Raw genomic sequence first — 26,319 nt, forward strand, 5'->3', positions numbered from 1 at the left:
GAGGTGAGCATAAGAACTTACTGATGCGCGAACATGGCGTGCCGCTGCGATTCGTGATCGCATTCATGGTTTTATTTTGACCAATCAGGTCTACTTTTTGCGGTAAATATGGACATGTCAGGACGCTATCCACGCCCTGATAAGGGCAGAGAGGTCTACTGGTGATCTACAAATCCATTGCTGACAGATTGCGGCTGCGGCTGAATTCGTCGGACTACAACATCGGCAGTCCGCTGCCGGGCGAGAAAGCGCTGGCGCAGGAGTTCGGCGTGGCGCGAATGACCATCCGCAAGGCGCTGGATCTGCTGGTGAGCTGGGGGCTGGTTGAACGGCGGCACGGCAGCGGCACGTTTGTGTCACGCAAAGACGTTCACCACGAAACCACCAACCTGACCGGGCTGGTGGAGGTGTTGCGTCAGCAGGGAAAAGAAGTGCAGAGCAAGGTGCTGCAGTTCGAAGTGATGCCCGCCCCGCCCGCCATCGCCAGCCAGCTGCGAATTCAGGTGGATGAGCGGATCTACTTTTCCCGACGGGTGCGCTACGTGGACGGAAAGCCGCTGATGCTGGAGGACAGTTTTATGCCGGTGAAGCTGTTTCGCAATCTGTCGCTGGCGCATCTTGAAGGGTCAAAGTTTGATTACATAGAGAAGGAGTGCGGGATCACCATCAGCGGCAACTACGAGAGCCTGACGCCGGTGCTGGCCGATAAGCAGCTGGCGGGTTATATGAACCTGCCGGAACAGACGCCGCTGCTGCGTATCACCTCCCTTTCCTACAGCGATAGCGGCGAGTTCCTCAATTATTCCGTGATGTTCCGCAATACCAGTGATTACCAGGTGGACTACCATCTGCGGCGCATCCACCCGGACGACCTGCTAGCCCATCCCCCAGAACAGCACCGCCAGTAGCTGCGGGGTGATGATGCGCAGGAACATCACCAGCGGGTAGACGGTGGCATAGGAGAGCGCTGCCGCGCCGCTGGTGGTGTGCAGGTTGTTGGCAAAGGCCAGCGCGGGCGGATCGGTCATGGAGCCCGCCAGCATGCCGCACAGCGTCAGGTAGTTCATTTTGGCGAACATCCGCGCCAGTATGCCCACCGTCAGCAACGGAATCGCCGTGATAAAGATGCCGTAGCCGACCCAGCTCATCCCTTCGCCTTTGACCAGCGTATCGACGAAATCCCCGCCGGACTTCAGCCCGACCACCGCCAGGAACAGCACGATGCCCAGCTCGCGCAGCGCCAGGTTGGCGCTCGGCGGCATAAACCAGTAGAGCTTACCGATGCAGCCGATACGCCCGAGGATCAGCGCCATAATCAGCGGCCCGCCCGCCAGGCCCAGCTTGAGCGCAACCGGGAAGCCCGGCACGTACAGCGGAATAGAGCCGAGCAGCACGCCAAGCCCAATACCGATGAACACCGGCAGCATCTGCACCTGCTGCAGTTTCTGCTGGGCGTTACCCACCATATCCGCCACGGCGTCGATGGACGAGGGGCGACCCACCAGGTTGAGGATATCCCCGAACTGCAGGCTGGCCTCGGGGCTGGCGACAAGCTCGACACCCGCACGGTTGAGGCGGGAGATCACCACGTCATAGCGCTCTTTTACCTGCAGATCGCGTATTTTTTTACCCAGTACGTGCTCGTTAGTCACCACAACGCGCTCCACCCGCATATCGGTGCCGCGCGTGGAGAGCGAGGTATCCACTTCCTGACCAATCACCAGACGGGCATTGTTCAAATCGCCGGGCTGGCCAACCAGGTGCAACAGATCGCCTTGCTGAATGATGGTGCCGGGCGCGGGCACCATCAGCATATCGTCGCGCTTAAGGCGGGAGCAGATAATATTGGCGCTGTTCAGGATCGGCACGTCCTGAATCGCCATATTGTTCAGGTTGGGGTTATCAACCCGAATGTTGATGGTTTTGATCGGCATATGGCCGTTGGTGAGGGTGGTTTCGTGGTCCTTTGCCTCTTTATCGACGTTAATGCGAAACAGGACGCGGACCAGCCACATGGAGAGCAGAATGCCGCAAATGCCAAACGGATAGGCCATGGCGTAGCTCATCCCCATCTGGTCGACGATGCCGGGTTCGATGCCCAAATCGCGCAGGATTTGCTGCCCGGCACCGAGCGCGGGCGTGTTGGTGACCGCCCCGGAGAAAATGCCCAGCACCACGGGCAGCGGGATAGCAAAGATTTTATGCAGAATGGCGGTGACCAACCCGCCCATCACCACAATGCCGAGGGCAAACAGGTTGAGCCGTAAGCCGGAGACACGAAGAGAGGCGAAAAAACCCGGCCCCACCTGAATCCCGATGGTATAAACGAACAGGATCAGGCCGAACTCCTGAGTAAAGTGGAGCATTTCGGCGCTCAGCACCAGCCCGAGCTGGTCGGCAAAGTGCCCAACAAAAATGCCGCCAAACAGCACCCCGCCGATCCCAAACCCGACGCCGCGGATTTTGATATTCCCTATCCACAGGCCAACAACAGCGACCAGGGCCAACACGCTGACGGTTAACGCGATATCACTCATGATCCACTTCCTTGGCATAACCTTAGTTATGCTAAGGATTCTCTCAGAGCCGTGGGCGGTTGTATGGGCGATGGCGCACAAAAAAGCCCTGCCGGGGCAGGGCCTTGTGCGGTCTGTGAGCGATGTCGGGTGGCGGCTGCGCCTTACCCGACCTACAGGTTCGGCGGGCTTGTTAACTGTTTAACGCCGGCCGGTCGCTAATGGCGATACGCTGTGGCGCGATGGCTTCCGGCACGTTACGGGTCAGGTCAATATGCAGCAGCCCGTTGGTAAACGTTGCGCCGGAGACGTCCATATGGTCTGCCAGAGTAAAGCTCAGGCTAAACGGCTGATTAACCAGCCCCTGATGCAGCCATTTGGTCTCGGTCTCTTGTTTCTCTGGCGTACCTTTCACGGTCAGACGCGTGCCTTCGAGCTGGATATCCAGATCCTCCTGACGGAAGCCGGCCAGCGCCAGGGTGATGCGATAGTGGTTATCGTCGCTTTTTTCGATGTTGTACGGCGGAAACGTCTGTTGCTCAGCGGTGTTTTGCAGGGCATTAGCCAGTTTGTCAAAACCAATCCACTGACGAAGTAAGGGGGATAAATCGTAGTTACGCATACTAAATCTCCTTCTGAGAAGCGAGTTCGGCACAGTTTAATTTTGTGCGCAGTTGTTCCTGCAAATCCGGATGGATTCGCATATGCTCCCGTTACGGCAAGCAAGTCTGGATGGGCCGCTCGCGCGACCCGCATAATTAGTTAATTTCGATACGACGCGGTTTTTTCTCTTCCGGAATCACACGTTCCAGTTCGATAAACAGCAGGCCGTTGACCAGGTTCGCGCCTTTCACGTGAATGTTCTCGGCTAACTGGAACTTGCGTTCAAAGTTGCGCTCAGCGATGCCCTGGTAAAGGTAGGTACGTTCTTTCTGCTCGGCCGTATGGGAACCTTTCACCACCAGCAGGTTGTCCTGCGCGGTGATCTCCAGTTCGTTTTCTGCAAAACCGGCGACGGCAATGGCGATGCGGTAGTGGTTTTCGTCAACCAGCTCAACATTGTATGGAGGGTAGCCGTTGCTCTGGCTTTGGTTATTTTCTAAATGGTTAAACAGGCGGTCAAAACCAATTGCAGAACGGTATAGCGGAGAAAGATCGAAGTTACGCATAAATAAAACTCCTGAAATCAGCGAGAAAATTAAGCCTTCCACCATGGACAGGCCTTTGCGCCCCCCGAACACCCATCAGGCGAGTTCATTATCGGGTCGTATTCTTAAAATGGGTCTGCAACCGGGCTTTTCAAGCACGACGACTGCACTTTTTTTTGCACTTTCCTGCATCTCGCTTAGACTGGGACAACAGCACAAAGGGTTAAATTGCGATGGCTGCCACAGTGCGGGGTTATCGGGCTATCCATTTTGGTTAAGGCTCGTTATAACCCTGAGTTGCAGGTCTATGCAGTGCCATTAACGATGACTGAGTGATGATGAAAAATGTTCTGATAAAGCTGACGACGTTCAGCGGGGTTGTTTTACTTTGCGGGTGTTCGAGCGTGATGTCTCACACCGGCGGTAAAGAAGGAACATATCCGGGGACGCGCGCCAGCGCGGCGATGATCTCCGATGACGATACAAACTGGGGCACCAAATCCCTGGTTATCCTGGATATGCCGTTTACGGCTGTGGCGGATACGCTTTTGCTGCCGTGGGATATGTTTCGTAAGGACAACTCCGTGCGCTCACGGGTAGAAAAAAGCGAGCAGGAGAATCTGGCGACAAACGCCGTTATCCCGCCCGCTGACATGCCTCCACGCTAGTTCTGCGCGGTTTCCGTTAACCAAAGTTGACGGAAACCTCCTGTCTCTTCCATCCACGCGATAAAGCGCCCGTCCGGAGAAAACACGACGGCATCAGCAGACGGCGGATTGCCGTGATCGGACGTCAAAAACGTCACCTCTCCAGTCTGCGCGTCACAGCAGGCGATCCGGTTTTCGAGCACAAACCCCAGTCGGTCACCCGCCGGATGCCAGTTAAACGCAGACTGAATACCGCTCGCGGTCTGCGTCAGCTGGCGCGGCTCGCCGCCCTCAGGCGAGATCAGCCACAGCTGCACAATGCCGTTATCGTCGCGCATCAGAAACGCGATCTGCGTTCCCTGCGGGTTGCTGCGAACCCAGTGACGCGGCACGTTCACCAGACCCGGATAAGCCCTCTGATGCGTAAAGGTCAAACGACGCTGCTTCACCCCTGCAGGCGGGGCTGGCAGGGTCTCTTCGGTGCCCTGCAGCGGCGCATCGCCCGCGCGTTTCCAGCTCTGCTCCTCTTCCGGCAGGTCGACGATAAACAGTTCCGGAACTTTTTCGCCCTGCGCAGAGAGGGTATCGCCGATAAACGCCAGCCTGGTGTTGCCCACCCAGCCCTCTTCATAGGCGCGGTTAATCTCGTCGCTGCCCGGCTGCGGGTTGGGCGTCGTGCGGCTGACCAGCACGCTCCAGTAAGCGCCCGGGTATTCGCGGGGATGGTTACCCTGCGGCTTCACCGGGCCGTAAGGCGCCGCCACGCCGACGTTGCGTAAATCACGTTTAGGGTCGCGCACGTGCAGCACGTGATCGTTATAGGTAAAGCTGACGAGCTGGCCGTTCGGGCTGAAGACATGGACGTGGCTGCCGCCGCGCAGCGCGCCAGGGGTGTACGGCGAAGTGATATCCATCGCGTCCAGGTTGCTCACCTGACCGTGATGCGCAATCACCCCCTGACGATGATGAAAATCGTAGTGCCAGTCTGCATCCGGGTTTTTCGGACCGTGGATAAAGACGTATTTCTCTTGCGCAGGATGAACGGTCACCACGCCAACGTGCGCGCCGTCAGTGGCGCGGTAAACCACGTCTACCTCACCCGTGCCGACGTTGACCCGCTCGATGGTTTCTCCGGTGAACGATGCACCTGACGGGCGCACGTCATAGACCAGCCACTGGCTGTCCGGCGTCCAGATATTGATGTTGGTCAGCTGGTGGTTGCGGGAAGCGAAGGTGATTTGTTTCATGAGGATACCCTGATGCGCTGTTATCGCATCAGGGTATAGCAAGCGGGTGTTTAGTTCAGCACAAACTTCTCAATGGCGTAAGCCACGCCGTCTTCGAGGTTAGATTTGGTGACAAAATTAGCCACTTCTTTCACCGACGGAATGGCGTTATCCATCGCCACGCCCATGCCCGCGAATTCAATCATCGCGATGTCGTTTTCCTGGTCGCCCAGCGCCATGATTTCGTCCGGCTTGATGCCCAGCGCGTCGGCCAGCGATTTCACGCCGGTGCCTTTATTGACGCGTTTATCGAGGATTTCAAGGAAGTACGGCGCACTTTTCAGCACGGTGTATTTCTCTTTCACCTCGGCCGGAATGCGCGCAATCGCTTTATCCAGGATCTCCGGCTCGTCGATCATCATCACTTTCAGGAACTGGGTGGCCGGATCCATCTTCTCGGCTTCACAGAACACCAGCGGAATGGTCGCCACGTAGGATTCATGTACCGTGTAGTAGCTGATATCACGGTTGGCGGTATAAAGCGTATTGCGATCGAGGGCGTGGAAGTGGGAGCCCACTTCACGGGACAGTTTTTCCAGGAACCGGTAGTCATCGTAGCTCAGCGCGGTTTGCGCAACCGTACTGCCATCCGCGGCTTTCTGTACCAGCGCGCCGTTATAGGTGATGCAGTAGTCGCCAGGCTGATTCATGTGCAGCTCTTTCAGGTAGCTGTGCACGCCCGCATACGGACGCCCCGTGGTGAGGACCACATTCACACCCTTGGCGCGTGCCGCGGCGATCGCGTTCTTAACGGCTGGAGAGATAGTGTGGTCTGGCAGCAACAGCGTGCCGTCCATATCGATTGCAATAAGTTTGATAGCCATGAGTTCCCCGGGATAAATGAGTGCTGCCTCATGCTAACGCGATTAAGCACACAAAAATAGAGCTATATTGCGCAACAAAAGCCCCCTTTTACGCTTCTCCCGGGGAATAAAGACCTACTCGCGAGTGAGAACGATTTTACCAAACGCACCGCGATCCAGATGCTCAAGTGCCTGTTCAAGCTCGTTAAAACGGTAGCGATGCTCAATCACGGGTTTCAGGCCGGTGACATCAACAGCGCGGACGAAATCTTCCAGCGCCCTGCGGTGTCCTACACCGATCCCCTGAATGACGGGAGATTTCAGCAACAGTTCGCCAGCAGAGAGCGAAATGTCAGTGCCGGCCAGCACGCCAATGACCGAGATACGTCCATGAACGGCAACGGCGCGCAGGGAGTGCTTCAGGTTCTCCCCGCCCACGGTTTCAATAATATGGTCGATACCGCGATCCTGCGTCAGTGCCAGCGTATTTTCAGCCCAGTCGCCTTTCAGGCGGTTGATGCCCTGGCTGGCCCCCAGTTTTTTGGCCAACTCCAGCTTTTCATCGCTCCCCGAGGTGACAAATACCTCTGCGCCGTGCGCTTTGGCAATTTGCAGGGCGAAAATCGCCACGCCGCCCGTCCCCTGTACCAGCACCGATTGCCCGGCGCGCAGCTGGCCGCGTTCCACCAGCGCGAACCAGGCGGTAAGCCCTGCACAGGGTAAGGTGCTGGCCTCTGCGTCATCCAGGGTTTCCGGCGATGCCGCCAGCGCGTCTTCCTTCACAATCACATACTCGGCCAGCATTCCCTGGAAGTATCCGCCGGACGTTCTATAGGGCAAATTGCGCGCGTCCGCCTGCGGTTTACCGTCGATCCACTCCGGGAAGAAGGTTGAGATAACGCGAGCGCCGGGCTGGAAACGCGTGACGCCTTCACCAACGCTGTCTACGACGCCCGCCATGTCAGACGCCGGGGTAAACGGGAAGGAGAGCGGAATCGGCATCGTGCCTTCAATCACCATTTTATCGCGATAGTTGAGCGCAACGGCATTCACCCGCACGCGTACTTCACCCGGGCCTGGCTGTGGAATGGGCTCCTGAGTGAGTGTGAGGCTCTCGCGCCCGAGGGCGTTCATCGTCCAGCGTTGCATTGTCTGTGTCATTTCTCTCTCCTGCGATCAAATAAGCTTCAGTACCGACAGTCTAGCGTTGACTCTTCGTCACCAGTGGCGATAAGTTTTCTCTTTATTGATGCCTGAATGGATACAATCCATGACCGATACGCTGAAAGATATTCCTGTTTTTGTCGCTGCCGTGGAGGCAGGAAGCTTTGCACAGGCCGCAGTTCGCCTGCACCTGTCGCGCTCGGCGGTGGGAAAAAGCATTGCTCGCCTTGAGGAACGCCTCGGAGTACGGCTCTTTCAACGCACCACACGCAGCCAGCGGCTGACCGATAACGGCGCCCTGTTCTACGAGCGCTGCCTGCGCGCGCTGGAGGAGATTCGGGGCGCAGAGTCGCTGCTTGAAACAGGGAAACAGCAGGTCAGTGGTCGCCTGCGTGTTGCCATGCCGGTGCTCTTTGGTCGCCAGTGCGTCGCGCCGCTGTTGATTGAACTGGCGCAGGAACACCCCGGGCTTGAGCTTGAAATGTCGTTCAGCGACCGCGTGGTGGATCTGGTAGAGGAAGGGTTTGATATGGCGGTGCGTAACGGCACGCTGCAGGACAGCAGCGTGCTGGTCGCCAGAAAGCTGGGGGAACACCGCATGGTGCTATGTGCCGCGCCGGATTATCTGCAGAAGAAAGGCCAGCCGCAAAGCGTGGCTGATTTACCCCATCATACGGCGATTAACTATCTGCGCGCAGGCAGAGTCCTCTCCTGGCAGCTGATGGATAATGAAGGGACCTCACACAGCTTTACTCCCCGTTCATCACTCAATATGGATGATTTGCAGGCCATCTGCGACGCGGCGCTGACCGGGCACGGCATTGCCTGGCTCCCCTGCTGGATGGCCGTTAAAGAAATCCATCAGGGAAAACTCGTCCCGCTCCTGAAGCAGGCGCCGGATGTGCATTTTGACGTCCATGCGGTCTGGCAGCAGACGCCGCACCTGCCGCTGAGGGTAAGAATGGCCATAGACACGCTGGCGAGCCGTTTACCGTCCGTGATGTCGCTGGATATGCCTGCGCCCATAAAAAAGCCGCGCTAAAAGCGCGGCCAGTTATCGTGCGGTATAACGTCGATTAAATATCGATATTTGCCGCTTTCAGGGCGTTCTCTTCGATGAAGGCACGACGTGGTTCAACCGCATCACCCATCAGGGTGGTGAACAGCTGGTCTGCAGCAATCGCGTCTTTAACGGTAACGCGCAGCATGCGACGGCTTTCCGGATCCATGGTCGTTTCCCACAGCTGCTCTGGGTTCATTTCGCCCAGACCTTTATAGCGCTGGATCGCGAGGCCGCGACGGGACTCTTTCACCAGCCAGTCCAGCGCCTGCTCGAAGCTGGCTACCGGCTGACGACGTTCGCCACGTTCGATGAACGCATCGTCTTCGATCAGGCCGCGCAGCTTCTCGCCGAGCGTACAGATGCGACGGTATTCCGGACCGGTCACAAATTCGTGCTCCAGCGGGTAGTCGGTGTCGACGCCGTGGGTACGCACGCGAACGATCGGCTCGAACTGATGATCGGCGTTCTGCTGAACATCGCATTTCCACTGGCTGCCGTGCTGCTCTTTCTCGTTCAGATCGGTCACCAGGGCGTTCACCCAGCGGGTGACGGTCTGCTCGTCGCTCAGATCGGCTTCGGTCAGGGTTGGCTGATAAACCAGCTCCTTCAGCAGCGTTTTCGGATAACGGCGTTCCATACGCGTAATCATTTTCTGCGTGGCGTTGAACTCGGACACCAGCCGCTCCAGCGGCTCACCGGCCAGTGCAGGAGCGTGCGAGTTCGCGTGCAGGGTCGCGCCATCAAGTGCGATCGCGATTTGGTACTGATCCATCGCTTCGTCGTCTTTGATGTACTGTTCCTGCTTGCCTTTCTTCACTTTGTACAGCGGCGGCTGGGCAATGTAGACGTGGCCACGTTCAACGATTTCAGGCATCTGACGATAGAAGAAGGTCAACAGCAGCGTACGAATGTGCGAGCCGTCGACGTCCGCATCGGTCATGATGATGATGCTGTGGTAGCGCAGTTTGTCCGGGTTGTACTCGTCACGGCCGATGCCGCAGCCCAGCGCGGTGATGAGCGTCGCCACTTCCTGAGAAGAGAGCATCTTGTCGAAGCGCGCCTTCTCAACGTTGAGGATTTTACCCTTCAGCGGCAGGATAGCCTGGTTCTTACGGTTACGGCCCTGCTTCGCAGAACCGCCCGCGGAGTCCCCTTCCACAAGGTACAGTTCGGACAGCGCCGGGTCGCGTTCCTGGCAGTCAGCCAGCTTGCCCGGCAGGCCAGCTAAGTCCAGCGCGCCTTTACGACGGGTCATTTCACGGGCTTTACGCGCCGCTTCACGGGCACGCGCCGCATCGATAATTTTGCCCACCACGATTTTCGCGTCGGACGGGTTTTCCAGCAGGTATTCGCTCAGCAGTTCGTTCATCTGCTGCTCAACCGCCGATTTCACCTCAGAAGAGACCAGCTTGTCTTTGGTCTGTGAGGAGAACTTCGGATCCGGCACCTTCACGGAGACAACGGCAATCAGGCCTTCACGGGCATCGTCACCGGTGGCGCTGACTTTCGCTTTCTTGCTGTAGCCTTCTTTGTCCATGTAGGCGTTCAGGGTACGGGTCATCGCCGCACGGAAGCCTGCAAGGTGAGTACCACCGTCACGCTGTGGAATGTTGTTGGTGAAGCAGTAGATGTTTTCCTGGAAACCGTCGTTCCACTGCAGCGCCACTTCCACGCCGATACCGTCTTTTTCGGTGGAGAAGTAGAAGATATTCGGGTGAATAGGCGTTTTGTTCTTGTTCAGATACTCAACGAACGCCTTGATACCGCCTTCGTAGTGGAAGTGGTCTTCTTTGTTGTCACGCTTGTCGCGCAGGCGAATCGAGACGCCGGAGTTCAGGAACGACAGTTCACGCAGGCGTTTCGCCAGGATGTCGTACTCAAACTCGGTGACGTTGGTGAAGGTTTCGAGGCTCGGCCAGAAACGCACCATGGTACCGGTTTTGTCGGTGTCGCCCGTAACGGCCAGCGGTGCCTGCGGCACGCCGTGCGTATAAAGCTGACGATGGATTTTGCCTTCGCGCTGGATAACCAGCTCCAGCTTCTGCGACAGGGCGTTTACTACCGAAACACCCACGCCGTGCAGGCCGCCGGAAACTTTATAGGAGTTATCGTCGAACTTACCGCCTGCGTGCAGGACGGTCATGATCACTTCCGCCGCAGAGACGCCCTCTTCCGGGTGAATACCGGTTGGGATGCCACGACCGTCATCGGTGACGGAGACGGAGTTGTCCGCATGGATGGTGACCACGATGTCTTTACAGTGACCCGCGAGCGCTTCGTCGATAGCGTTATCTACCACCTCGAATACCATGTGGTGCAGACCGGTGCCGTCATCCGTGTCGCCGATATACATACCCGGGCGCTTACGCACCGCATCCAGCCCTTTCAGGACTTTGATACTGGAGGAGTCATAAGAATTCGACATCAACGTTTCTCGCTCATTTCAACTTGGGTTAATCCGTTATTTTACCCTTTTCCACGGTAAACATCTTCGAATTTTCGTCCGACATGTCTATAACGTGTTCAGCGCTTATTGCGCTGACGAAAACCTGCGACTGCGTGGCTTTTAAGCGGCTGGCAAGCAGCCCGCGCCGCGCGTCGTCAAGTTCCGAGGCAAAATCATCTATCAGGTACAGGCAGCGTCGCCCGCTCTCGCGGGTAAGAAACTCCCCCTGTGCCAGGCGTAGCGCACACATCAGGAGCTTGAGCTGCCCGCGCGACAGCGTGTCTTCCACCGGCGCACCGTCAGCACGAATGCGGAAATCCGCCTTGTGCGGGCCGTGCGCGGTGTAGGTCAACATGCGGTCGCGCTCGAAGCTTCTCTCTAACACCTCGGCATAGTCCGTCTCTTTCTCCCAGCCGCGCTGGAAGGAGAAGGTGAGAGAGAATTCAGGTAAAAACTGTTTGCAGGTGTCGGCCATGTCTTCGGCGATACCTGCGCTGTATTCGGCACGCCAGCGGCTGATCTGTTCCGCGAGAGGGATTAACTCCATGTCCCACGGACGCAGCTGGGCGTAGCGCGTCACCTGACGCAGTGCGGCGTTACGCTGCTTGAGCAGACGCTTCAGGTTGCTCCAGGCGTTAAAGAATCCGGCTTCGTTGTGAAAGCATCCCCAGTCGAGGAACGCTCTTCTGTATTTGGGGCCGCCGTTGAGTAAAGTAAACCCCTCGGGCGTGATCAGCTGCATCGGCATCAGCAGCGCCAGCTCGGCCACCTTGTGACCGTCGGTACCGTCGATGCGCACCTTGCTGTCGCCCTGCTTGTCTTTGGTCAGGCCGATGGCGGTCTCCCGCTCCTCGCCCTGTAAACGCCCGTGCAGAACAAAGGATTCCTGCTCGTGGCGAATGACGCGACCAATCTGCAAACTGCGAAACGCCCGGCCGTGGCCGAGCGTATAGATGGCTTCCAGCACGCTGGTTTTGCCGCTGCCGTTCGCGCCAACCAGGAAGTTAAAGCCAGGGGATAAAGCGAGATCCGCGCTCTCGATGTTGCGAAAGTCGCGGATCAACAGACGGGTGAGCGACATTACAGTCTCATTGGCATGACAACATAGGCAGCCGACTGTGATGCGGCATCTTCAATCTGTACGCTCGAAACGGAGTCGGTCAGCAGGATGCGCACGTTCTCGCATTTCAGCGCATTCAGCACATCCAGCACGTAGCTAACGTTGAAGCCGATTTCCATCTCAGCCCCGGCGTAGGTGACGTCCAGAATCTCTTCTGCCTCTTCCTGCTCCGGGTTGTTGGCGGTGATTTTGATCTGGTTTTCACTCACATACAGACGCACGCCGCGGAATTTCTCGTTAGAGAGAATGGCCGCACGTGCAAACGCCTGCTTGAGGCTATCGCAACCGGCTTCCAGCGTTTTGTCCGGGTTCTTCGGCAATACGCGGCGATAATCCGGGAAACGGCCGTCAACCAGCTTCGATGTGAAGACAAAGTCGCCCACGTGAGCGCGGATGTTATTGCTGCCGATCTGCACGCGCAGCGGCGTGTCGCCACCGTCGAGCATACGCATCAGCTCAATCACCCCTTTACGCGGCACGATCACCGAATGGTTTGGCAGTGAGTCGCCAATCGGCATGGAACAGACCGCCAGACGGTGGCCGTCGGTCGCCACGGTACGCAGCTCTTCACCTTCGGTTTCGAACAGCATGCCGTTTAAGTAGTAACGAACGTCCTGATGCGCCATGGAGAACTGCGTGGCTTCAATCAGACGCTTCATCGTTGCCTGCGGCAGGGTAAATTCCACTTCGCTCTGCCAGTCGTCCAGGTTCGGGAAGTCCGCAGCAGGTAGCGTGGAGAGCGAGAAACGGCTGCGGCCAGAGCGCACCAGCATACGGTCGCCTTCTAGCTGCACGGCGATTTCAGCGCCTTCCGGCAGCCCGCGGCAAATATCAAAGAATTTACGTGCCGGAACCGTGGTCGCGCCCGCGTCGTGCGGCTGCGTCAGCGTAACGCGCGCGATCATTTCCATTTCCAGATCTGTACCGGTCAGCGACAGCGTACCGTCCGCGACCTGAAGCAGCAGGTTTCCGAGAATAGGCAGCGTTGGGCGGCCACCTAGTGGGCCACTCACCTGTTGCAGCGGTTTTAATAAATGTTCACGTTCAACGGTAAATTTCATAGCGTCACGATGATAATGTTCTGATTAGATTGGAAAAATCTTCTTTTATGTCGTGGCTTTCTTCGCGTAACTGCTCAATCTTGCGACAAGCGTGCAGCACGGTCGTATGGTCACGGCCACCAAACGCATCCCCGATTTCCGGCAGACTGTGGTTGGTTAACTCCTTTGCCAGCGCCATCGCCATCTGACGCGGACGCGCCACCGAGCGGGAACGACGTTTAGACAGTAAATCTGCCACTTTGATCTTGTAGTACTCAGCCACCGTCTTTTGAATATTGTCGATAGTGACCAGTTTTTCCTGCAATGCCAGCAAATCGCGCAGCGCTTCACGCACAAAATCGATGGTGATCGCACGACCGGTGAAGTTGGCATTGGCGATAACGCGGTTCAGTGCCCCCTCCAGCTCACGCACGTTGGAGCGCAGACGCTTGGCAATGAAGAACGCCACTTCACCCGGCAGGCGAATGTCGTTTTCATCGGCTTTCTTCATCAGGATCGCGACGCGGGTTTCCAGCTCCGGTGGCTCGATCGCCACGGTCAGGCCCCAGCCGAAGCGGGATTTCAGACGATCTTCAACGCCGTTGATCTCTTTTGGATAACGATCCGAGGTCAAAATGATCTGCTGATTACCTTCCAGCAGGGCGTTGAAGGTGTGGAAAAATTCTTCCTGCGATCGTTCTTTGTTGGCAAAGAACTGAATGTCATCGATCAGCAGCGCATCAACGGAACGATAGTAGCGTTTAAACTCTTCGATCGCATTGTTTTGCAGGGCTTTTACCATGTCCTGAACGAAGCGTTCGGAGTGCATATACACCACTTTAGCATTGGGCTTGCGCGCCATAATGCCGTTGCCCACCGCATGAAGAAGGTGCGTTTTACCCAGACCCGTGCCGCCATACAGAAACAGCGGGTTGTAGGCCCCACCGGGGTTATCAGCAACCTGGCGAGCCGCCGCGCGCGCCAGCTGGTTCGACTTACCTTCAACGAAGTTATCGAACGTGTGTTTCACGTTTACGTTAGAGCGGTAGGTTGGCTCAGCCGGTGCGGGAACATTATCCCAGCCCTGACGAGCGGGTGCGACGCGAGGGGCCGGAACAGGAGCGGCCTGAGCAGGCGCTGCGACGTTCACGGTTTCACGAACGGTTTGGGTGACCGGCTTTGTACCCACTTCAAAGCGCAGCTGTGGGGCATCTGACCCGCAGAAATCGTTCAGCAGTCCATTGATGTTATTAAGGTATTTGTCCCTTACCCAATCGAGCACAAAACGGTTTGGCGCATACAAAGCCAGCGTGTTATCGCTCAGTTCCGCCTGCAACGGGCGGATCCACATACTGAATTCTGTGGCTGGTAACTCATCCTGCAATCGGGCAAGACACTGCTGCCAAAGCGAAAGTGACACGGCGGACTCCACTCGAACAATAAAAGAAAACTATTGAATATTCATGATTGTTGGCGCACATCGGCATGACCCTGTGTAAAGGGGGACGTGCGAATTGCTATCTGCAATTTATCCTGACCAGGATCCTGGGATCCCGATCGGGACCGCGGATCATAGCCTAAACTGAGCCAGAGATCTTCTGTTTCTCACAGATTCTTCCCGATTTATCCACAGGAAGATCAGAAACCGGTTAAGTGTAAACGATCCTGGCGCGAGTGCCCCACGATTTAGCCCGCATATTGGAAAAATTAATGAGCACAGACAATTTATTGCTTAAATGATCTAACGAAGATCCGGGACGATCCTTGCGCTTTGTCGGTGAGCCCGTATAATCCTCGACCCGGCGCGTGATGCTCATCTTCCTGCGTCGTCCGTTGCTCATTTTCCACGCGAAAACGTGCGGAAATACGCGGGAAATAAGGAAAGAGAATTGACTCCGGAGTGTACAATTATTACAATCCGGCCTCTTTAATCACCCACGCTGAGGCGTTAGTCGTTCGAAACTCGTTCGGGTATACGCAAAAGTCAGTGAATTTATTCAAGTTTAGGTAGAAATCGCCATGAAACGCACTTTTCAACCGTCTGTACTGAAGCGCAACCGTTCTCACGGCTTCCGTGCTCGTATGGCTACTAAAAATGGTCGTCAGGTTCTGGCACGTCGTCGTGCTAAAGGCCGCGCTCGTCTGACCGTTTCCAAGTAATAAAGCTAACCCCTGAGTGGTTAAGCTAGCATTTCCCAGGGAGTTACGTTTGTTAACTCCCGCTCATTTCACTTTCGTCTTCCAGCAGCCACAACGGGCTGGCACGCCGCAAATCACCATCCTCGGCCGCCAAAATTCGCTGGGGCATCCCCGCATCGGTCTCACAGTCGCCAAGAAAAATGTTAAGCGTGCGCATGAACGCAATCGGATTAAACGTCTGACGCGTGAAAGCTTCCGTTTACGTCAGCACGAACTGCCTTCAATGGATTTCGTGGTGGTGGCGAAGAAAGGGGTTGCCGACCTCGATAACCGTGCTCTCTCGGAAGCGTTGGAAAAATTATGGCGCCGCCACTGTCGCCTGGCTCACGGGTCCTGATAGCCCTCATTCGGGTCTATCAACGCCTGATTAGTCCGCTACTCGGGCCGCACTGCCGTTTCACACCAACATGCTCAAGCTACGGAATTGAGGCATTGCGCAGGTTTGGAGTGATAAAAGGCAGTTGGTTGACGGTGAAACGCGTATTAAAATGCCACCCTTTACACCCAGGTGGAGACGACCCCGTCCCTCCAGGACCCTTTGATACCAGAGAACACTAACGATGGATTCGCAACGCAATCTTCTTATCATCGCTTTGTTGTTCGTGTCTTTCATGATCTGGCAGGCGTGGGAGCAGGATAAAAATCCTCAACCACAACAGCAGGTCACGCAGACAACGACCACCGCAGCGGGTAGCGCCGCCGACCAGGGCGTACCGGCCAGTGGCCAGGGGAAACAGATTACGGTTAAGACCGATGTGCTTGAGCTGACTATCAACACCCGTGGTGGTGATGTTGAGCAGGCGCTGCTGTTAACCTACCCGAAAGAGCTGAAGTCTAACGAACCGTTCCAGTTACTGGAAACCACGCCTGAGTTTATCTACCAGGCGCAGAGCGGCCTGACCGGTCGTGATGGCCCGGATAACCCGGCTAACGGTGCGCGTCCACTGTATAACGTCGAGAACGACACCTTTGTGCTGGCTGATGGTCAGAACGAACTCGTGATCCCGATGACGTACACCGACGCCGCAGGCAACACCTTCACCAAAACCTTCACCCTGAAGCGCGGTGAATATGCGGTGAACGTGGGCTACAGCGTACAGAACGCCAGTGCGAAACCGCTGGAGCTGTCGACCTTTGGCCAGCTGAAGCAGTCCATCAATCTGCCGTCACACCGTGACACCGGAAGCAGCAACTTTGCGCTGCATACCTTCCGTGGCGCGGCGTACTCCACGCCTGACGCGAAGTACGAGAAATACAAATTCGACACCATTGCCGATAACGAAAACCTGAACGTCAGCGCTAAAGGCGGTTGGGTGGCGATGCTGCAGCAGTATTTCGCAACGGCGTGGGTGCCAAACAACGACGGTACCAACAACTTCTACACCGCGAACCTGGGTAACGGTCTTGCAGCCATCGGCTACAAATCTCAGCCGGTTCTGGTACAGCCGGGTCAAACCGGTAAGCTGGCCAGCACCCTGTGGGTCGGCCCGGAAATTCAGGACAAAATGGCCGCTGTTGCGCCGCACCTGGATCTGACCGTGGATTACGGCTGGTTGTGGTTCATCTCTCAGCCGCTGTTTAAGCTGCTGAAGTTCATCCACAGCTTCCTGGGTAACTGGGGCTTCTCCATCATCGTTATCACCTTCATCGTTCGTGGCATCATGTACCCGCTGACCAAAGCGCAGTACACCTCCATGGCGAAGATGCGCATGCTGCAGCCGAAGATTCAGGCAATGCGTGAGCGTCTGGGCGATGACAAACAGCGTCAGAGCCAGGAGATGATGGCCCTGTATAAAGCAGAGAAAGTGAACCCACTGGGTGGTTGCTTCCCGCTGCTGATTCAGATGCCAATCTTCCTTGCACTGTACTACATGCTGATGGGTTCCGTTGAGCTGCGCCACGCGCCGTTCGCACTGTGGATCCATGACCTGTCCGCACAGGACCCGTACTACATCCTGCCGATCCTGATGGGCGTGACGATGTTCTTCATCCAGAAGATGTCGCCGACCACCGTGACCGACCCGATGCAGCAGAAGATTATGACCTTTATGCCGGTCATCTTCACCGTGTTCTTCCTGTGGTTCCCGTCAGGTCTGGTGCTGTACTATATCGTCAGCAACCTGGTGACCATTATCCAGCAGCAGCTGATTTACCGTGGTCTGGAAAAACGTGGCCTGCATAGCCGCGAAAAGAAAAAGTCCTGATCCGATAAGTTAACGCTAAAATAAGGGCGGTCGATTGACCGCCTTTTTTATTTGTATTGAACGAGAGCAACCATGAGCCATAACGACACTATCGTCGCCCAGGCAACCCCACCGGGACGCGGTGGTGTAGGCATTCTGCGTATCTCCGGCCTGAAGGCACGCGAGGTGGCCGAAGCGGTACTGGGTAAGCTGCCAAAGCCGCGCTACGCTGATTACCTGCCGTTTAAAGATACCGACGGCACGCCGCTGGACCAGGGCATTGCGCTGTGGTTCCCCGGCCCGAACTCCTTTACCGGTGAAGACGTGCTGGAGCTACAGGGCCACGGCGGCCCGGTTATCCTCGACCTGCTGTTAAAACGGATCCTGACCCTGCCGGGCCTGCGCATTGCGAAGCCGGGCGAGTTCTCCGAACGTGCCTTCCTCAACGACAAGCTCGACCTGGCGCAGGCGGAGGCGATTGCTGACCTGATCGACGCCAGTTCTGAACAGGCGGCCCGCTCCGCCCTGAACTCGCTGCAGGGGGCATTCTCCGCGCGAGTGAATCACCTTGTGGAAGCGCTTACTCACCTGCGCATCTACGTGGAAGCGGCTATCGACTTCCCGGATGAGGAGATCGATTTTCTCTCTGACGGTAAAATTGAAGCCCAGCTCAACCAGGTGATGGCCGATCTCGACGCCGTTCGCGCCGAAGCGCGCCAGGGCAGCCTGCTGCGCGAAGGGATGAAGGTGGTGATTGCCGGACGCCCTAACGCCGGGAAATCAAGCCTGCTGAACGCCCTGGCGGGACGTGAAGCGGCAATCGTGACCGACATTGCCGGTACCACTCGCGACGTGCTGCGCGAGCACATTCACATCGACGGCATGCCGCTGCACATCATCGATACCGCCGGTCTGCGCGATGCCAGCGACGAGGTTGAGCGCATCGGTATCGAACGCGCCTGGCAGGAGATCGAGCAGGCCGACCGCGTGCTGTTTATGGTGGACGGCACCACGACCGACGCCGTTGACCCGGCGGAGATCTGGCCAGACTTTATCGCCCGTCTGCCGGCAAAACTGCCGATCACCGTGGTGCGTAACAAAGCGGACGTGACCGGCGAAACGCTCGGTATCAGCGATGTGAATGGTCACTCACTTATTCGCCTGTCGGCGCGGACCGGTGAAGGCGTGGACGACCTGCGTAACCATCTCAAGCAGAGCATGGGCTTTGACACCAGCATGGAAGGCGGCTTCCTGGCGCGTCGTCGTCACCTTCAGGCGCTGGAAGAGGCGGCGAACCACCTTGTTCAGGGTAAAGCACAGCTGATCGGCGCGTGGGCGGGGGAACTGCTGGCGGAAGAGCTGCGTCTGGCGCAGCAGAATCTGAGCGAGATCACCGGGGAGTTTACGTCGGACGATCTGCTGGGACGGATCTTCTCGAGCTTCTGTATTGGTAAGTAATTCCCGCTAATCCATGGTGATTTCCTCCAGGGAAATCACCATTGTCCAAATGGCAACTCGCCTAATCCCTTTTCACCCTCTATCCTGCATGCCTGCATCTATGGGGGGTTTATGGCGCGTTTTCTGTTTTGTAGTTTCGCATTAGTTCTGCTTTATCCGTCCGGTATTGATATGTATCTGGTGGGATTACCGCATATCGCCCGCGATCTGGGCGCCAGCGAAGCGCAGCTGCATATTGCGTTTTCGGCCTACCTTGCGGGGATGGCGTCGTCGATGGTCTTTGCCGGGAAGATCGCGGATAAAGCAGGCCGTCAGCCTGTCGCTATCGCCGGAGCCATCGTTTTTGCCCTGGCGTCCCTTCTTTGCTCACAGGCGCAAAACAGCACCGTGTTTCTGACCGGGCGCTTTATCCAGGGCATCGGGGCGGGCGGTTGCTACGTGGTGGCGTTTGCCATTTTGCGCGACACCTTAAGCGCCCAGCGTCGCGCCAAAGTGCTGTCGATGCTGAACGGCATTACCTGCATCATCCCGGTGCTGGCCCCGGTCGTGGGCTATCTGATCATGCTGAAATTCCCGTGGCAGAGCCTGTTCTGGACCATGGCGGCGATGGGCGCGCTGGTGTTTATCCTGTCGATCGCTGTGCTAAAAGAGACCCACCCTGGCTCGCAGAATACCGGCCATACCGCAACCATTCACCCGGCAGAGAAGCTTCTCAACCGCTTTTTCCTCAGCCGTCTGGCCGTGACCACGTTAAGCATGGCGGTGATCCTGACCTATGTAAACGTTTCCCCGGTGTTGCTGATGGAGACCATGGGCTTCGATCGCGGTGAGTATTCCACGGTGATGGCATTAACCGCTCTGGTCAGTATGGCTGTGTCGTTCTCCACCCCGTTTGCGCTGAATATCTTCCGCCAGCGCACGCTGATGCTGACCTCACAAGTTTTATTCCTCGCCGCAGGCGCGATCCTGGCGACCACCAGCTCGCATGCGGTGATGCTGGTGGGCATTACGCTCATTTGCGCCGGGTTCTCGGTTGGCTTTGGCGTGGCGATGAGCCAGGCGCTTGGTCCCTTCTCGCTGCGGGCAGGCGTGGCCAGCTCGGTGCTGGGTATCGCGCAGGTCTGCGGCTCGTCGCTGTGGATTTGGCTGGCGGCGGTCATCGGGCTTAACGCGCTGAATATGCTGATCGGGGTTCTGATTGGCTGTAGCATAGTCTGCATTACCTTACTTATGGTCATCCAGCCCGCGGCGCACTATGAAGAAGCCCATCAGCAGTCTCGATCTTAACCTGTTGCTGTGCCTGCAGCTTTTGCTGCAGGAGCGCAGCGTTACCAAAGCGGCGAAGCGGATGAACGTGACGCCGTCAGCGGTGAGCAAATCGCTGGCTAAGCTGCGCGACTGGTTCGATGATCCGCTGTTTGTCAAAACGCCGCTAGGGCTGCTGCCGACGCCGCTGACGGTGAGCCTGGAGCAGGATCTGGCTGACTGGATGCAAATCGGCAACCAGATCCTCGATAAATTCCACCATGACTCTCCGGGCGGGCTGACGTTCGTGCTGGCCGCGGAAACGCCGCTGATGCTGATCCGCTTCAATACCCTGCTGGAGCAGGTGAACCAGCGCTATCCGCAGGCGACGGTGAAAATGCGCCAGTGGGATTACGACTCGCTGGACGCGATTACGCGTGGCGAGGTGGATTTGGGCTTCACCGGGCGTGAAACGCATCCGCGATCCCGCGAGCTGCTTAAGCTGATGCCGTGGTTTATCGACTACGAAATCCTGTTCAGCGACCGCCCCTGCGTCTATCTGCGCGAGGATCATCCGGCGCTTCAGCAAGAGTGGAATCTGGAGACCTTCCTGCGCTATCCCCATATCAGCATCTTCTGGGAACGCAGCGATACCTGGGCGCTGGATGAGGTGCTAAAGGAGATGGGACGCGAGCGCACGATCGCCATGAGCCTGCCGGGCTTCGAACAGGCGATGTTTATGGCGGCGCAGCCCGGCCATCACTATATCGCCACCGCCCCGCACTACTGTCACCACTACAATGAACTCCACCAGCGGAAGCTGATCGCCCTTCCCATTCCGATTGATGAGGAGCAGGCGGAAAAATTGACCGTGCCCTTCACGCTGATCTGGCATAAACGGAACAGCCACAATCCAAAAATCCTCTGGCTGCGGGAGACCATCAAGGCGCTGTACGGTGCGAGCGATCCAATTTTTGCCTAAGAAAATGTAAAGTTCGGTCCTAAGGCTTCTCTTACGCCCATTTACTGATTAAAACAGGAGGCAAGTTAAGCGATAATCATGTAACCGTTTAACCGATTACGACCATTATCAAGGAGCGAAAAATGGCTACGCACTTTGCAAGAGGGATACTGACAGAAGGACGTCTCGTATCGGCAAGAATTTCTTCAGCCTGTCACCGTGAAGCACTCACGCTTCCGGAGCACCGCAGGTCGCGGTTTTTAGCGTCCCGGGCGCTTCTCGCGGAACTGCTGTTTATGCTGTACGGCACCAGCGAGCTGCCGGATATCATAACCCAGCCAGAAGGCCGTCCGGTCTTTGCTGACCCGGATCTCCCTCGTTTTTCCATTGCCTACACGGGCAATATCATTGGGGTCGCGCTGACCACCGAAGGGGACTGTGGGCTCGATATGGAGCTTCAGCGCGCGACGCGCAGCTTCCACGGTGGTAACGCGCATGAAGACTATCCGCTCTCCAGCAATGAGAAGCTGTGGGTACGCAACCAGAACGATCCTGTCGAAGCCAGAGCGCAGCTCATTACCTTGCGCCAGAGCATTCGTAAGCTCTGCGGATGCGCCTCAGACGACGCCAGCCTGCTGCAGCTGTTGCCTGGCTCTGGACGTCTGCGCGCCACGCAGGCCACGCTGGTAGAAGCGCTCTGCGACGCTGAGGATGTGCTCATTTGGTCCATCGCGGTGACCCCCGCCATCGAACGCATGAAAATCTGGGAATTTGACAGTCAACAGGGATGGCGTAGCCTTCCTGATGTGCCCGAGCGCGCCAACGAGCCCGCCGCACGTCTGATGCGATTAACCAGTTTACCGGCAGAAAAAGCATTTACCCTAAGCTGATCCAATCAGGGTCATCATGATGAAACAGGAGTAATCATGTCTGATACGTTGAAAGTCGTTACGTTACTGGGAAGCCTGCGCAAAGGTTCATTTAACGGGATGGTCGCCCGCACGCTGCCACAGCTGGCGCCTGCAGGTATGGAAATTAACGCCCTGCCGTCTATTGGCGATATTCCGCTTTATGATGCTGACGTACAGCAGGAAGAAGGGTTCCCGCAGAGCGTTGAGGCGCTGGCCGAACAGATCCGCCAGGCTGACGGCGTGGTTATCGTCACGCCAGAGTACAACTACTCTGTACCCGGTGGTCTGAAGAATGCCATCGACTGGCTGTCCCGTTTACCTGAGCAGCCGCTGTCAGGCAAACCGGTGCTGATCCAGACCAGCTCCATGGGCGCGATTGGCGGCGCGCGCTGCCAGTATCACCTGCGTCAGATCCTGGTCTTCCTCGATGCGATGGTGATGAACAAGCCAGAATTTATGGGCGGAGTGATTCAGAACAAGGTCGACCCGCAAACGGGTGAGGTGGTGGATCAGAGCACGCGCGACCATCTCTCTGGCCAGCTGACGGCGTTCGGGGATTATATTAAGCGGGTTAAAGCCTGATAAAAAAGCCCGGTGGCGCTAGCGCTTACCGGGCCTACACTCGTCGGTAGGTCAGGTAAGCGAAGCGCCACCTGACACCACAAACCGCACCTTAGTGTGCGTCAATAAACACAATCTTCAGCACAAACAGCAGCGCCACAACGATGACGCACGGGCTGAGGTCGCGGAAGCGGCCGGTACCGATCTTCATTACGCAGTAAGAGATAAAGCCCAGCGCGATACCTTCGGTAATCGAGAAGCTGAACGGCATCATCACGGCGGTAATAAACGCCGGCACCGCTTCGGTTAAATCATCCCACTTCACGCGAGACAGGCTGGAGGTCATCAGCACCCCCACGTAGATCAGCGCACCCGCCGCCGCGTACGGAGGCACCATGCCCGCCAGTGGCGAGAGGAAGATCACCAGCAGGAACAGAATACCCACCACAACCGCCGTCAGGCCGGTACGGCCGCCCACGGACACGCCGGAAGAGGATTCAATGTAAGCGGTAACAGACGAGGTCCCGATAAATGAGCCGGTCACAGAGGAGATACTGTCCACAAACAGCGCCTGCTTCATGCGCGGGAATTTGCCTTTCTCATCTGCCAGACCCGCTTTGTCGGTCACGCCGATCAGCGTACCGGAGGAGTCGAACAGGTTAACCAGCATGAAGGAGAAAATCACGCCCGCCAGGCCCAGGTTCAGGGAACCCGCCAGATCAACATGACCAACAACGGTAGAGACGCTCGGTGGCGCGGAAACGATGCCGTTATAGTGAACGTCGCCCAGCATCCAGCCCAGCAGCGTGGTGACCACGATGGACACCAGCACCGCCGCATGAATATTGCGGGAAGCCAGGATCGCGATGATAAAGAAGCCCAGCACGCCCAGCAGCACGTTATGAGAGGTCAGGTGACCGATGCTCACCAGCGTATCCGGGTTCGCCACAATAACACCGGCGTTTTTCAGCCCCATCATCCCGATAAACAGACCGATACCGCTGGTAATGCCCACGCGCAGGCTCACGGGGATGTTCGCAATCATCCAGTAACGCACGCGGAAAATGGTCAGCAGCAGCAGGCCAACCGCGCCCCAGAAGATGGCGCCCATACCCACCTGCCACGGCAGACCCATCGCCTGAACCACCACGAAGGCAAAGAACGCATTCAGGCCCATCGCCGGTGCCAGCGCGACCGGCAGGTTAGCGAACACGCCCATCAGAATGCTGCCAAGGGCCGCGATCAGACAGGTTGTTACGAAGACGGCGCTGGTATCCATGCCAGCAACGCCCAGAATTTGAGGGTTAACAAAAACGATATAGACCATCGTCAGGAAGGTGGTGAAACCGGCGATCACTTCGGTGCGTGCCGTCGTGCCGTGCTCGCGCAGTTTAAACACGCGCTCAAGCAGACCCTGACCAGATGTCTGGGTAGTGTGTTGTTGACTCATCATCAATTTCCGAACAAGGAGGGAAAATTCGTCGCTATCCTATACCAAAATGCGACAATAGTGGCGGTTACGTGATACTTTTTTCATTGAATTTGCTTATACGGCAACGATTGCGTTCCGGTGAACTGCCGTACGTAAACGTTAAACTGGTTAAAAGGGAAAGGCATGTCCGGAATTGAAGCGGTATTTTTCGACTGCGACGGTACGCTGGTCGACAGTGAGGTCATTTGTTCCCGCGCGTATGTGGCCATGTTCCAGGAATTTGGCATTACGCTGGAACTCGAAGAGGTGTTTAAACGCTTTAAGGGCGTGAAGCTCTACGAGATCATCGACATCATTAACGAAGAACACGGCGTCGTTCTGGAGAAAGCGGCTCTGGAACCGGTGTACCGCGCCGAGGTTGCACGCCTGTTCGATTCGGAGCTGGAGGTGATTCCGGGCGCAAACGCGCTCCTGGATGCCATGACGGTGCCGATCTGCGTGGTCTCCAACGGTCCGGTCAGCAAAATGCAGCACTCGCTGGGCAAGCTTGAGATGTTGCACCACTTCCCGGAAAAACTGTTCAGCGGCTACGATATCCAGCGCTGGAAGCCGGACCCGGCACTGATGTTCCATGCGGCAAAGGCGATGAACGTTAACGTAGAGAACTGCATTCTGGTGGATGACTCGTCTGCGGGCGCGCAGTCGGGGATTGATGCGGGAATGGAGGTGTTTTACTTCTGCGCCGACCCGCACAACAAGCCGATCGATCATCCCAAAGTCACGACCTTCACCGATCTGGCGCAGCTACCCGCGCTGTGGAAGGCCCGCGGGTGGGATATTACGCGTTAAGCAGACCCTCCCGGCAGGGAGGGCGACAGGTTTATCTGAAGAGCTTTTGAACAAACTCAGCATAGGCCGGACGCCAGACATCCATTTCGTGATTCAGACCGGGGTACATTTTATAGTCGAATTTGATGCCCTGCTTTTCCAGCTCCGCTTTCAGACCGGCGATATCTTTGCCGGTCACCGAATCGCGCTCTCCCACGACGACGGTGAAGTTATGCAGCTGACGGTTAATGGCCTCCGGCTGCTTAAAGCGTGCGGCCACGCCGTCGTCAGGCACGGTTGTTGTGGTAACGCCGCTGAACGTCCCCAGCCAGCCGAAGCTCTCCAGATGGTTCATACCGGATACGAGCGCCTGATAGCCGCCCTGTGACAACCCCGCCAGCGCCCGGCCGTCAGCATCTTTACGCACGTTGAAGCGTGTATCCACCAGCGGAATAATCTCGCTCATCAGTTCACGGTCTGCGGCTTTCGCATTAAGCGGGTAGAAGGATTTCCGGCGTTCTGCCGGGGGGAAATTTTCGGGAATGGCCTCAGCGCTCTCCGTCTCGGTGTCGGGAACGACCACCAGCATCGGTTTGATTTTCCCCTCGGCCATCAGGTTATCCATCATTTGCGGCAGGCGGCCCTGCTCGATTGTCGAGAGCCCGGTATCCCCAAAGCCATGGTAGAAGTAGAGCACCGGTAGAGGTTCTCCTCTGCCGTTGTAGCCAGGGGGAGTCCATACATAGACGCGGCGCTCTGACTTGAGTGACGGCGAGTGCCAGGTCAGGGTGGTGAGATCGCCATGCGGTACGGCACGATCGTCGAGAATGCTGCCCGGAACCAGAATCAGGCTGGTGTTCACCTGCCGCTGAGGTTTTTGATAACGGCTTCCCGTGTCGACTGAACGGAAACCATCGATGTCGAAATAATATTCGTAGAGATTCGGGGCCATCGGCTCACTTTTCCATGTCCAGACGCCATTTTTCTCTTTCGTCATATCATGGGAAACCTGGGTTTCAGGCATTGACCCCGTCACCACGGAGACTCGCGTTGCGCCGGGCGCAAACAGGCGAAACGTAATGCTTTTATCCGCATTGACCTGCGTCACATAGCGGCTGACCGGGGTAGCCGGGTCGGGTGTCGCTGGCAACGGTGCGGCAATCACGTTTGTTCCAGCACCGATCCCGATGCTGATAGCCATCGCCAGGCACGCTAATGAATTTTTCATATCCCATCCTTTGCTGTTTTTTTCGTCTCACGTTAGCGTGTTTCGAACGTCAGGCAACGGATGAAGGGGAGAATTGTGAT

Annotated in this window: 25 protein-coding genes, 1 pseudogene and 1 other annotated feature; of the genes and pseudogenes, 14 read left to right on the forward strand and 12 right to left on the reverse strand. The window is 56.8% G+C overall.

The genetic code is table 11. From position 1 onward, the window contains the following. Positions 1 to 161 precede the first annotated feature (161 nt). The gene (locus ACMGGE_RS16610) at positions 162 to 908 is read left to right on the forward strand and encodes a GntR family transcriptional regulator (protein ID WP_023618235.1); all 747 of its coding nucleotides are present in this window, start codon (positions 162 to 164) and stop codon (positions 906 to 908) included. On the opposite strand, the gene ACMGGE_RS16615 is transcribed toward ACMGGE_RS16610, so the two are convergent. The 3 genes from ACMGGE_RS16615 to ibpA all read right to left on the reverse strand — a co-directional run bounded on the left by ACMGGE_RS16615 (position 876) and on the right by ibpA (position 3,685). Further along, the gene (locus ACMGGE_RS16615) at positions 876 to 2,537 is read right to left on the reverse strand and encodes a putative transporter (RefSeq protein WP_023618234.1); all 1,662 of its coding nucleotides are present in this window, start codon (positions 2,535 to 2,537) and stop codon (positions 876 to 878) included. The genes ACMGGE_RS16610 and ACMGGE_RS16615 overlap by 33 nt on opposite strands. A gap of 172 nt (positions 2,538 to 2,709) precedes the next feature. Then, on the reverse strand, positions 2,710 to 3,138 hold the full coding sequence (gene ibpB / locus ACMGGE_RS16620; protein WP_008500161.1) for a small heat shock chaperone IbpB: 429 nt from the start codon (positions 3,136 to 3,138) through the stop codon (positions 2,710 to 2,712). Between the two features lie 136 nt (positions 3,139 to 3,274). Beyond that, positions 3,275 to 3,685, reverse strand: a complete 411-nt coding sequence (gene ibpA / locus ACMGGE_RS16625; protein ID WP_008500162.1) for a small heat shock chaperone IbpA — start codon at positions 3,683 to 3,685, stop codon at positions 3,275 to 3,277. Beyond that, positions 3,679 to 3,750: a sequence feature (ROSE (Repression Of Heat Shock gene Expression) occurs in the 5'-region of heat shock genes and acts as an RNA thermometer to modulate expression.), on the reverse strand. It overlaps the preceding gene by 7 nt. Positions 3,751 to 3,999: 249 nt before the next feature. Here ibpA and ACMGGE_RS16630 point away from each other — a divergent pair. Further along, positions 4,000 to 4,332: a YceK/YidQ family lipoprotein gene (locus ACMGGE_RS16630; protein ID WP_032662055.1), complete on the forward strand. Its 333-nt coding sequence runs from the start codon at positions 4,000 to 4,002 to the stop codon at positions 4,330 to 4,332. Here ACMGGE_RS16630 and ACMGGE_RS16635 read toward each other — a convergent pair. The 3 genes from ACMGGE_RS16635 to ACMGGE_RS16645 all read right to left on the reverse strand — a co-directional run bounded on the left by ACMGGE_RS16635 (position 4,329) and on the right by ACMGGE_RS16645 (position 7,561). Then, complete coding sequence (locus ACMGGE_RS16635) at positions 4,329 to 5,558, reverse strand: DUF3748 domain-containing protein (protein WP_420293974.1); 1,230 nt, start codon at positions 5,556 to 5,558, stop codon at positions 4,329 to 4,331. The genes ACMGGE_RS16630 and ACMGGE_RS16635 overlap by 4 nt on opposite strands. A gap of 50 nt (positions 5,559 to 5,608) precedes the next feature. Then, a complete protein-coding gene (gene yidA, locus ACMGGE_RS16640; RefSeq protein WP_008500165.1) occupies positions 5,609 to 6,421 on the reverse strand; it encodes a sugar-phosphatase in 813 nt (270 codons plus the stop codon). Between the two features lie 114 nt (positions 6,422 to 6,535). Beyond that, positions 6,536 to 7,561 (reverse strand): NAD(P)-dependent alcohol dehydrogenase, encoded by a 1,026-nt coding sequence (locus ACMGGE_RS16645; protein ID WP_325819431.1) that lies wholly within the window; start codon positions 7,559 to 7,561, stop codon positions 6,536 to 6,538. Between the two features lie 109 nt (positions 7,562 to 7,670). Between ACMGGE_RS16645 and ACMGGE_RS16650 the strand changes: the two genes are divergently transcribed. Further along, positions 7,671 to 8,606 (forward strand): LysR family transcriptional regulator, encoded by a 936-nt coding sequence (locus tag ACMGGE_RS16650; protein ID WP_023616016.1) that lies wholly within the window; start codon positions 7,671 to 7,673, stop codon positions 8,604 to 8,606. Between the two features lie 34 nt (positions 8,607 to 8,640). Here the strand turns inward: ACMGGE_RS16650 and gyrB are convergent, their stop codons facing one another. Genes gyrB through dnaA form a run of 4 tightly spaced genes read right to left on the reverse strand, consistent with a single transcriptional unit; the run spans position 8,641 to position 14,653 of the window. Continuing rightward, entirely contained in the window at positions 8,641 to 11,052 is a 2,412-nt protein-coding gene (gene gyrB, locus ACMGGE_RS16655; RefSeq protein ID WP_048030320.1) for a DNA topoisomerase (ATP-hydrolyzing) subunit B, read from the reverse strand. 28 nt (positions 11,053 to 11,080) lie between these two features. Beyond that, positions 11,081 to 12,154, reverse strand: coding sequence for a DNA replication/repair protein RecF (recF, locus tag ACMGGE_RS16660; RefSeq protein ID WP_048030318.1), 1,074 nt, complete (start codon positions 12,152 to 12,154; stop codon positions 11,081 to 11,083). Beyond that, the gene (dnaN, locus tag ACMGGE_RS16665; protein ID WP_008500170.1) at positions 12,154 to 13,254 is read right to left on the reverse strand and encodes a DNA polymerase III subunit beta; all 1,101 of its coding nucleotides are present in this window, start codon (positions 13,252 to 13,254) and stop codon (positions 12,154 to 12,156) included. The genes recF and dnaN overlap by 1 nt, the downstream gene beginning before the upstream one ends. A 4-nt stretch (positions 13,255 to 13,258) precedes the next feature. Beyond that, complete coding sequence (gene dnaA / locus ACMGGE_RS16670) at positions 13,259 to 14,653, reverse strand: chromosomal replication initiator protein DnaA (RefSeq protein WP_039267117.1); 1,395 nt, start codon at positions 14,651 to 14,653, stop codon at positions 13,259 to 13,261. A gap of 320 nt (positions 14,654 to 14,973) precedes the next feature. On the opposite strand from dnaA, the pseudogene ACMGGE_RS16675 reads away from it, so the two are divergent. The 10 genes and pseudogenes from ACMGGE_RS16675 to ACMGGE_RS16720 all read left to right on the forward strand — a co-directional run. Beyond that, positions 14,974 to 15,024: pseudogene (locus tag ACMGGE_RS16675) on the forward strand (hypothetical protein); the annotation flags it as partial. A gap of 228 nt (positions 15,025 to 15,252) precedes the next feature. Next, the gene (rpmH, locus tag ACMGGE_RS16680; protein ID WP_000831330.1) at positions 15,253 to 15,393 is read left to right on the forward strand and encodes a 50S ribosomal protein L34; all 141 of its coding nucleotides are present in this window, start codon (positions 15,253 to 15,255) and stop codon (positions 15,391 to 15,393) included. Between the two features lie 16 nt (positions 15,394 to 15,409). Continuing rightward, entirely contained in the window at positions 15,410 to 15,769 is a 360-nt protein-coding gene (gene rnpA, locus ACMGGE_RS16685; RefSeq protein WP_024907873.1) for a ribonuclease P protein component, read from the forward strand. Next, the gene (gene yidD, locus ACMGGE_RS16690) at positions 15,733 to 15,990 is read left to right on the forward strand and encodes a membrane protein insertion efficiency factor YidD (RefSeq protein WP_001307474.1); all 258 of its coding nucleotides are present in this window, start codon (positions 15,733 to 15,735) and stop codon (positions 15,988 to 15,990) included. The genes rnpA and yidD overlap by 37 nt, the downstream gene beginning before the upstream one ends. Before the next feature lie 2 nt (positions 15,991 to 15,992). Further along, a complete protein-coding gene (yidC, locus tag ACMGGE_RS16695; RefSeq protein ID WP_023617679.1) occupies positions 15,993 to 17,636 on the forward strand; it encodes a membrane protein insertase YidC in 1,644 nt (547 codons plus the stop codon). A gap of 72 nt (positions 17,637 to 17,708) precedes the next feature. Next, on the forward strand, positions 17,709 to 19,073 hold the full coding sequence (gene mnmE / locus ACMGGE_RS16700; RefSeq protein ID WP_021242672.1) for a tRNA uridine-5-carboxymethylaminomethyl(34) synthesis GTPase MnmE: 1,365 nt from the start codon (positions 17,709 to 17,711) through the stop codon (positions 19,071 to 19,073). A gap of 111 nt (positions 19,074 to 19,184) precedes the next feature. Then, positions 19,185 to 20,360 (forward strand): MFS transporter, encoded by a 1,176-nt coding sequence (locus ACMGGE_RS16705; protein ID WP_420293975.1) that lies wholly within the window; start codon positions 19,185 to 19,187, stop codon positions 20,358 to 20,360. Then, positions 20,329 to 21,300: an HTH-type transcriptional regulator YidZ gene (gene yidZ, locus ACMGGE_RS16710; RefSeq protein WP_045909359.1), complete on the forward strand. Its 972-nt coding sequence runs from the start codon at positions 20,329 to 20,331 to the stop codon at positions 21,298 to 21,300. The genes ACMGGE_RS16705 and yidZ overlap by 32 nt, the downstream gene beginning before the upstream one ends. Before the next feature lie 122 nt (positions 21,301 to 21,422). Next, positions 21,423 to 22,169: a phosphopantetheinyl transferase gene (locus tag ACMGGE_RS16715; protein ID WP_334755307.1), complete on the forward strand. Its 747-nt coding sequence runs from the start codon at positions 21,423 to 21,425 to the stop codon at positions 22,167 to 22,169. A gap of 36 nt (positions 22,170 to 22,205) precedes the next feature. Further along, positions 22,206 to 22,772 carry an NADPH-dependent FMN reductase gene (locus tag ACMGGE_RS16720; RefSeq protein ID WP_048030312.1) on the forward strand — a complete coding sequence of 189 codons (567 nt, stop codon included), beginning with the start codon at positions 22,206 to 22,208 and terminating at the stop codon, positions 22,770 to 22,772. 91 nt (positions 22,773 to 22,863) lie between these two features. Here the strand turns inward: ACMGGE_RS16720 and adeP are convergent, their stop codons facing one another. Continuing rightward, positions 22,864 to 24,201, reverse strand: coding sequence for an adenine permease AdeP (adeP, locus tag ACMGGE_RS16725; RefSeq protein WP_021242668.1), 1,338 nt, complete (start codon positions 24,199 to 24,201; stop codon positions 22,864 to 22,866). A 165-nt stretch (positions 24,202 to 24,366) separates the two neighbouring features. Between adeP and yieH the strand changes: the two genes are divergently transcribed. Then, entirely contained in the window at positions 24,367 to 25,032 is a 666-nt protein-coding gene (yieH, locus tag ACMGGE_RS16730) for a 6-phosphogluconate phosphatase (RefSeq protein WP_032648584.1), read from the forward strand. Between the two features lie 31 nt (positions 25,033 to 25,063). Here the strand turns inward: yieH and ACMGGE_RS16735 are convergent, their stop codons facing one another. Continuing rightward, positions 25,064 to 26,239: an esterase gene (locus ACMGGE_RS16735; protein ID WP_420293976.1), complete on the reverse strand. Its 1,176-nt coding sequence runs from the start codon at positions 26,237 to 26,239 to the stop codon at positions 25,064 to 25,066. Between the last annotated feature and the right edge of the window lie 80 nt (positions 26,240 to 26,319).

This window comes from Enterobacter sp. BNK-22 (genome assembly GCF_048684805.1).
Classification (GTDB): domain Bacteria; phylum Pseudomonadota; class Gammaproteobacteria; order Enterobacterales; family Enterobacteriaceae; genus Enterobacter; species Enterobacter quasiroggenkampii.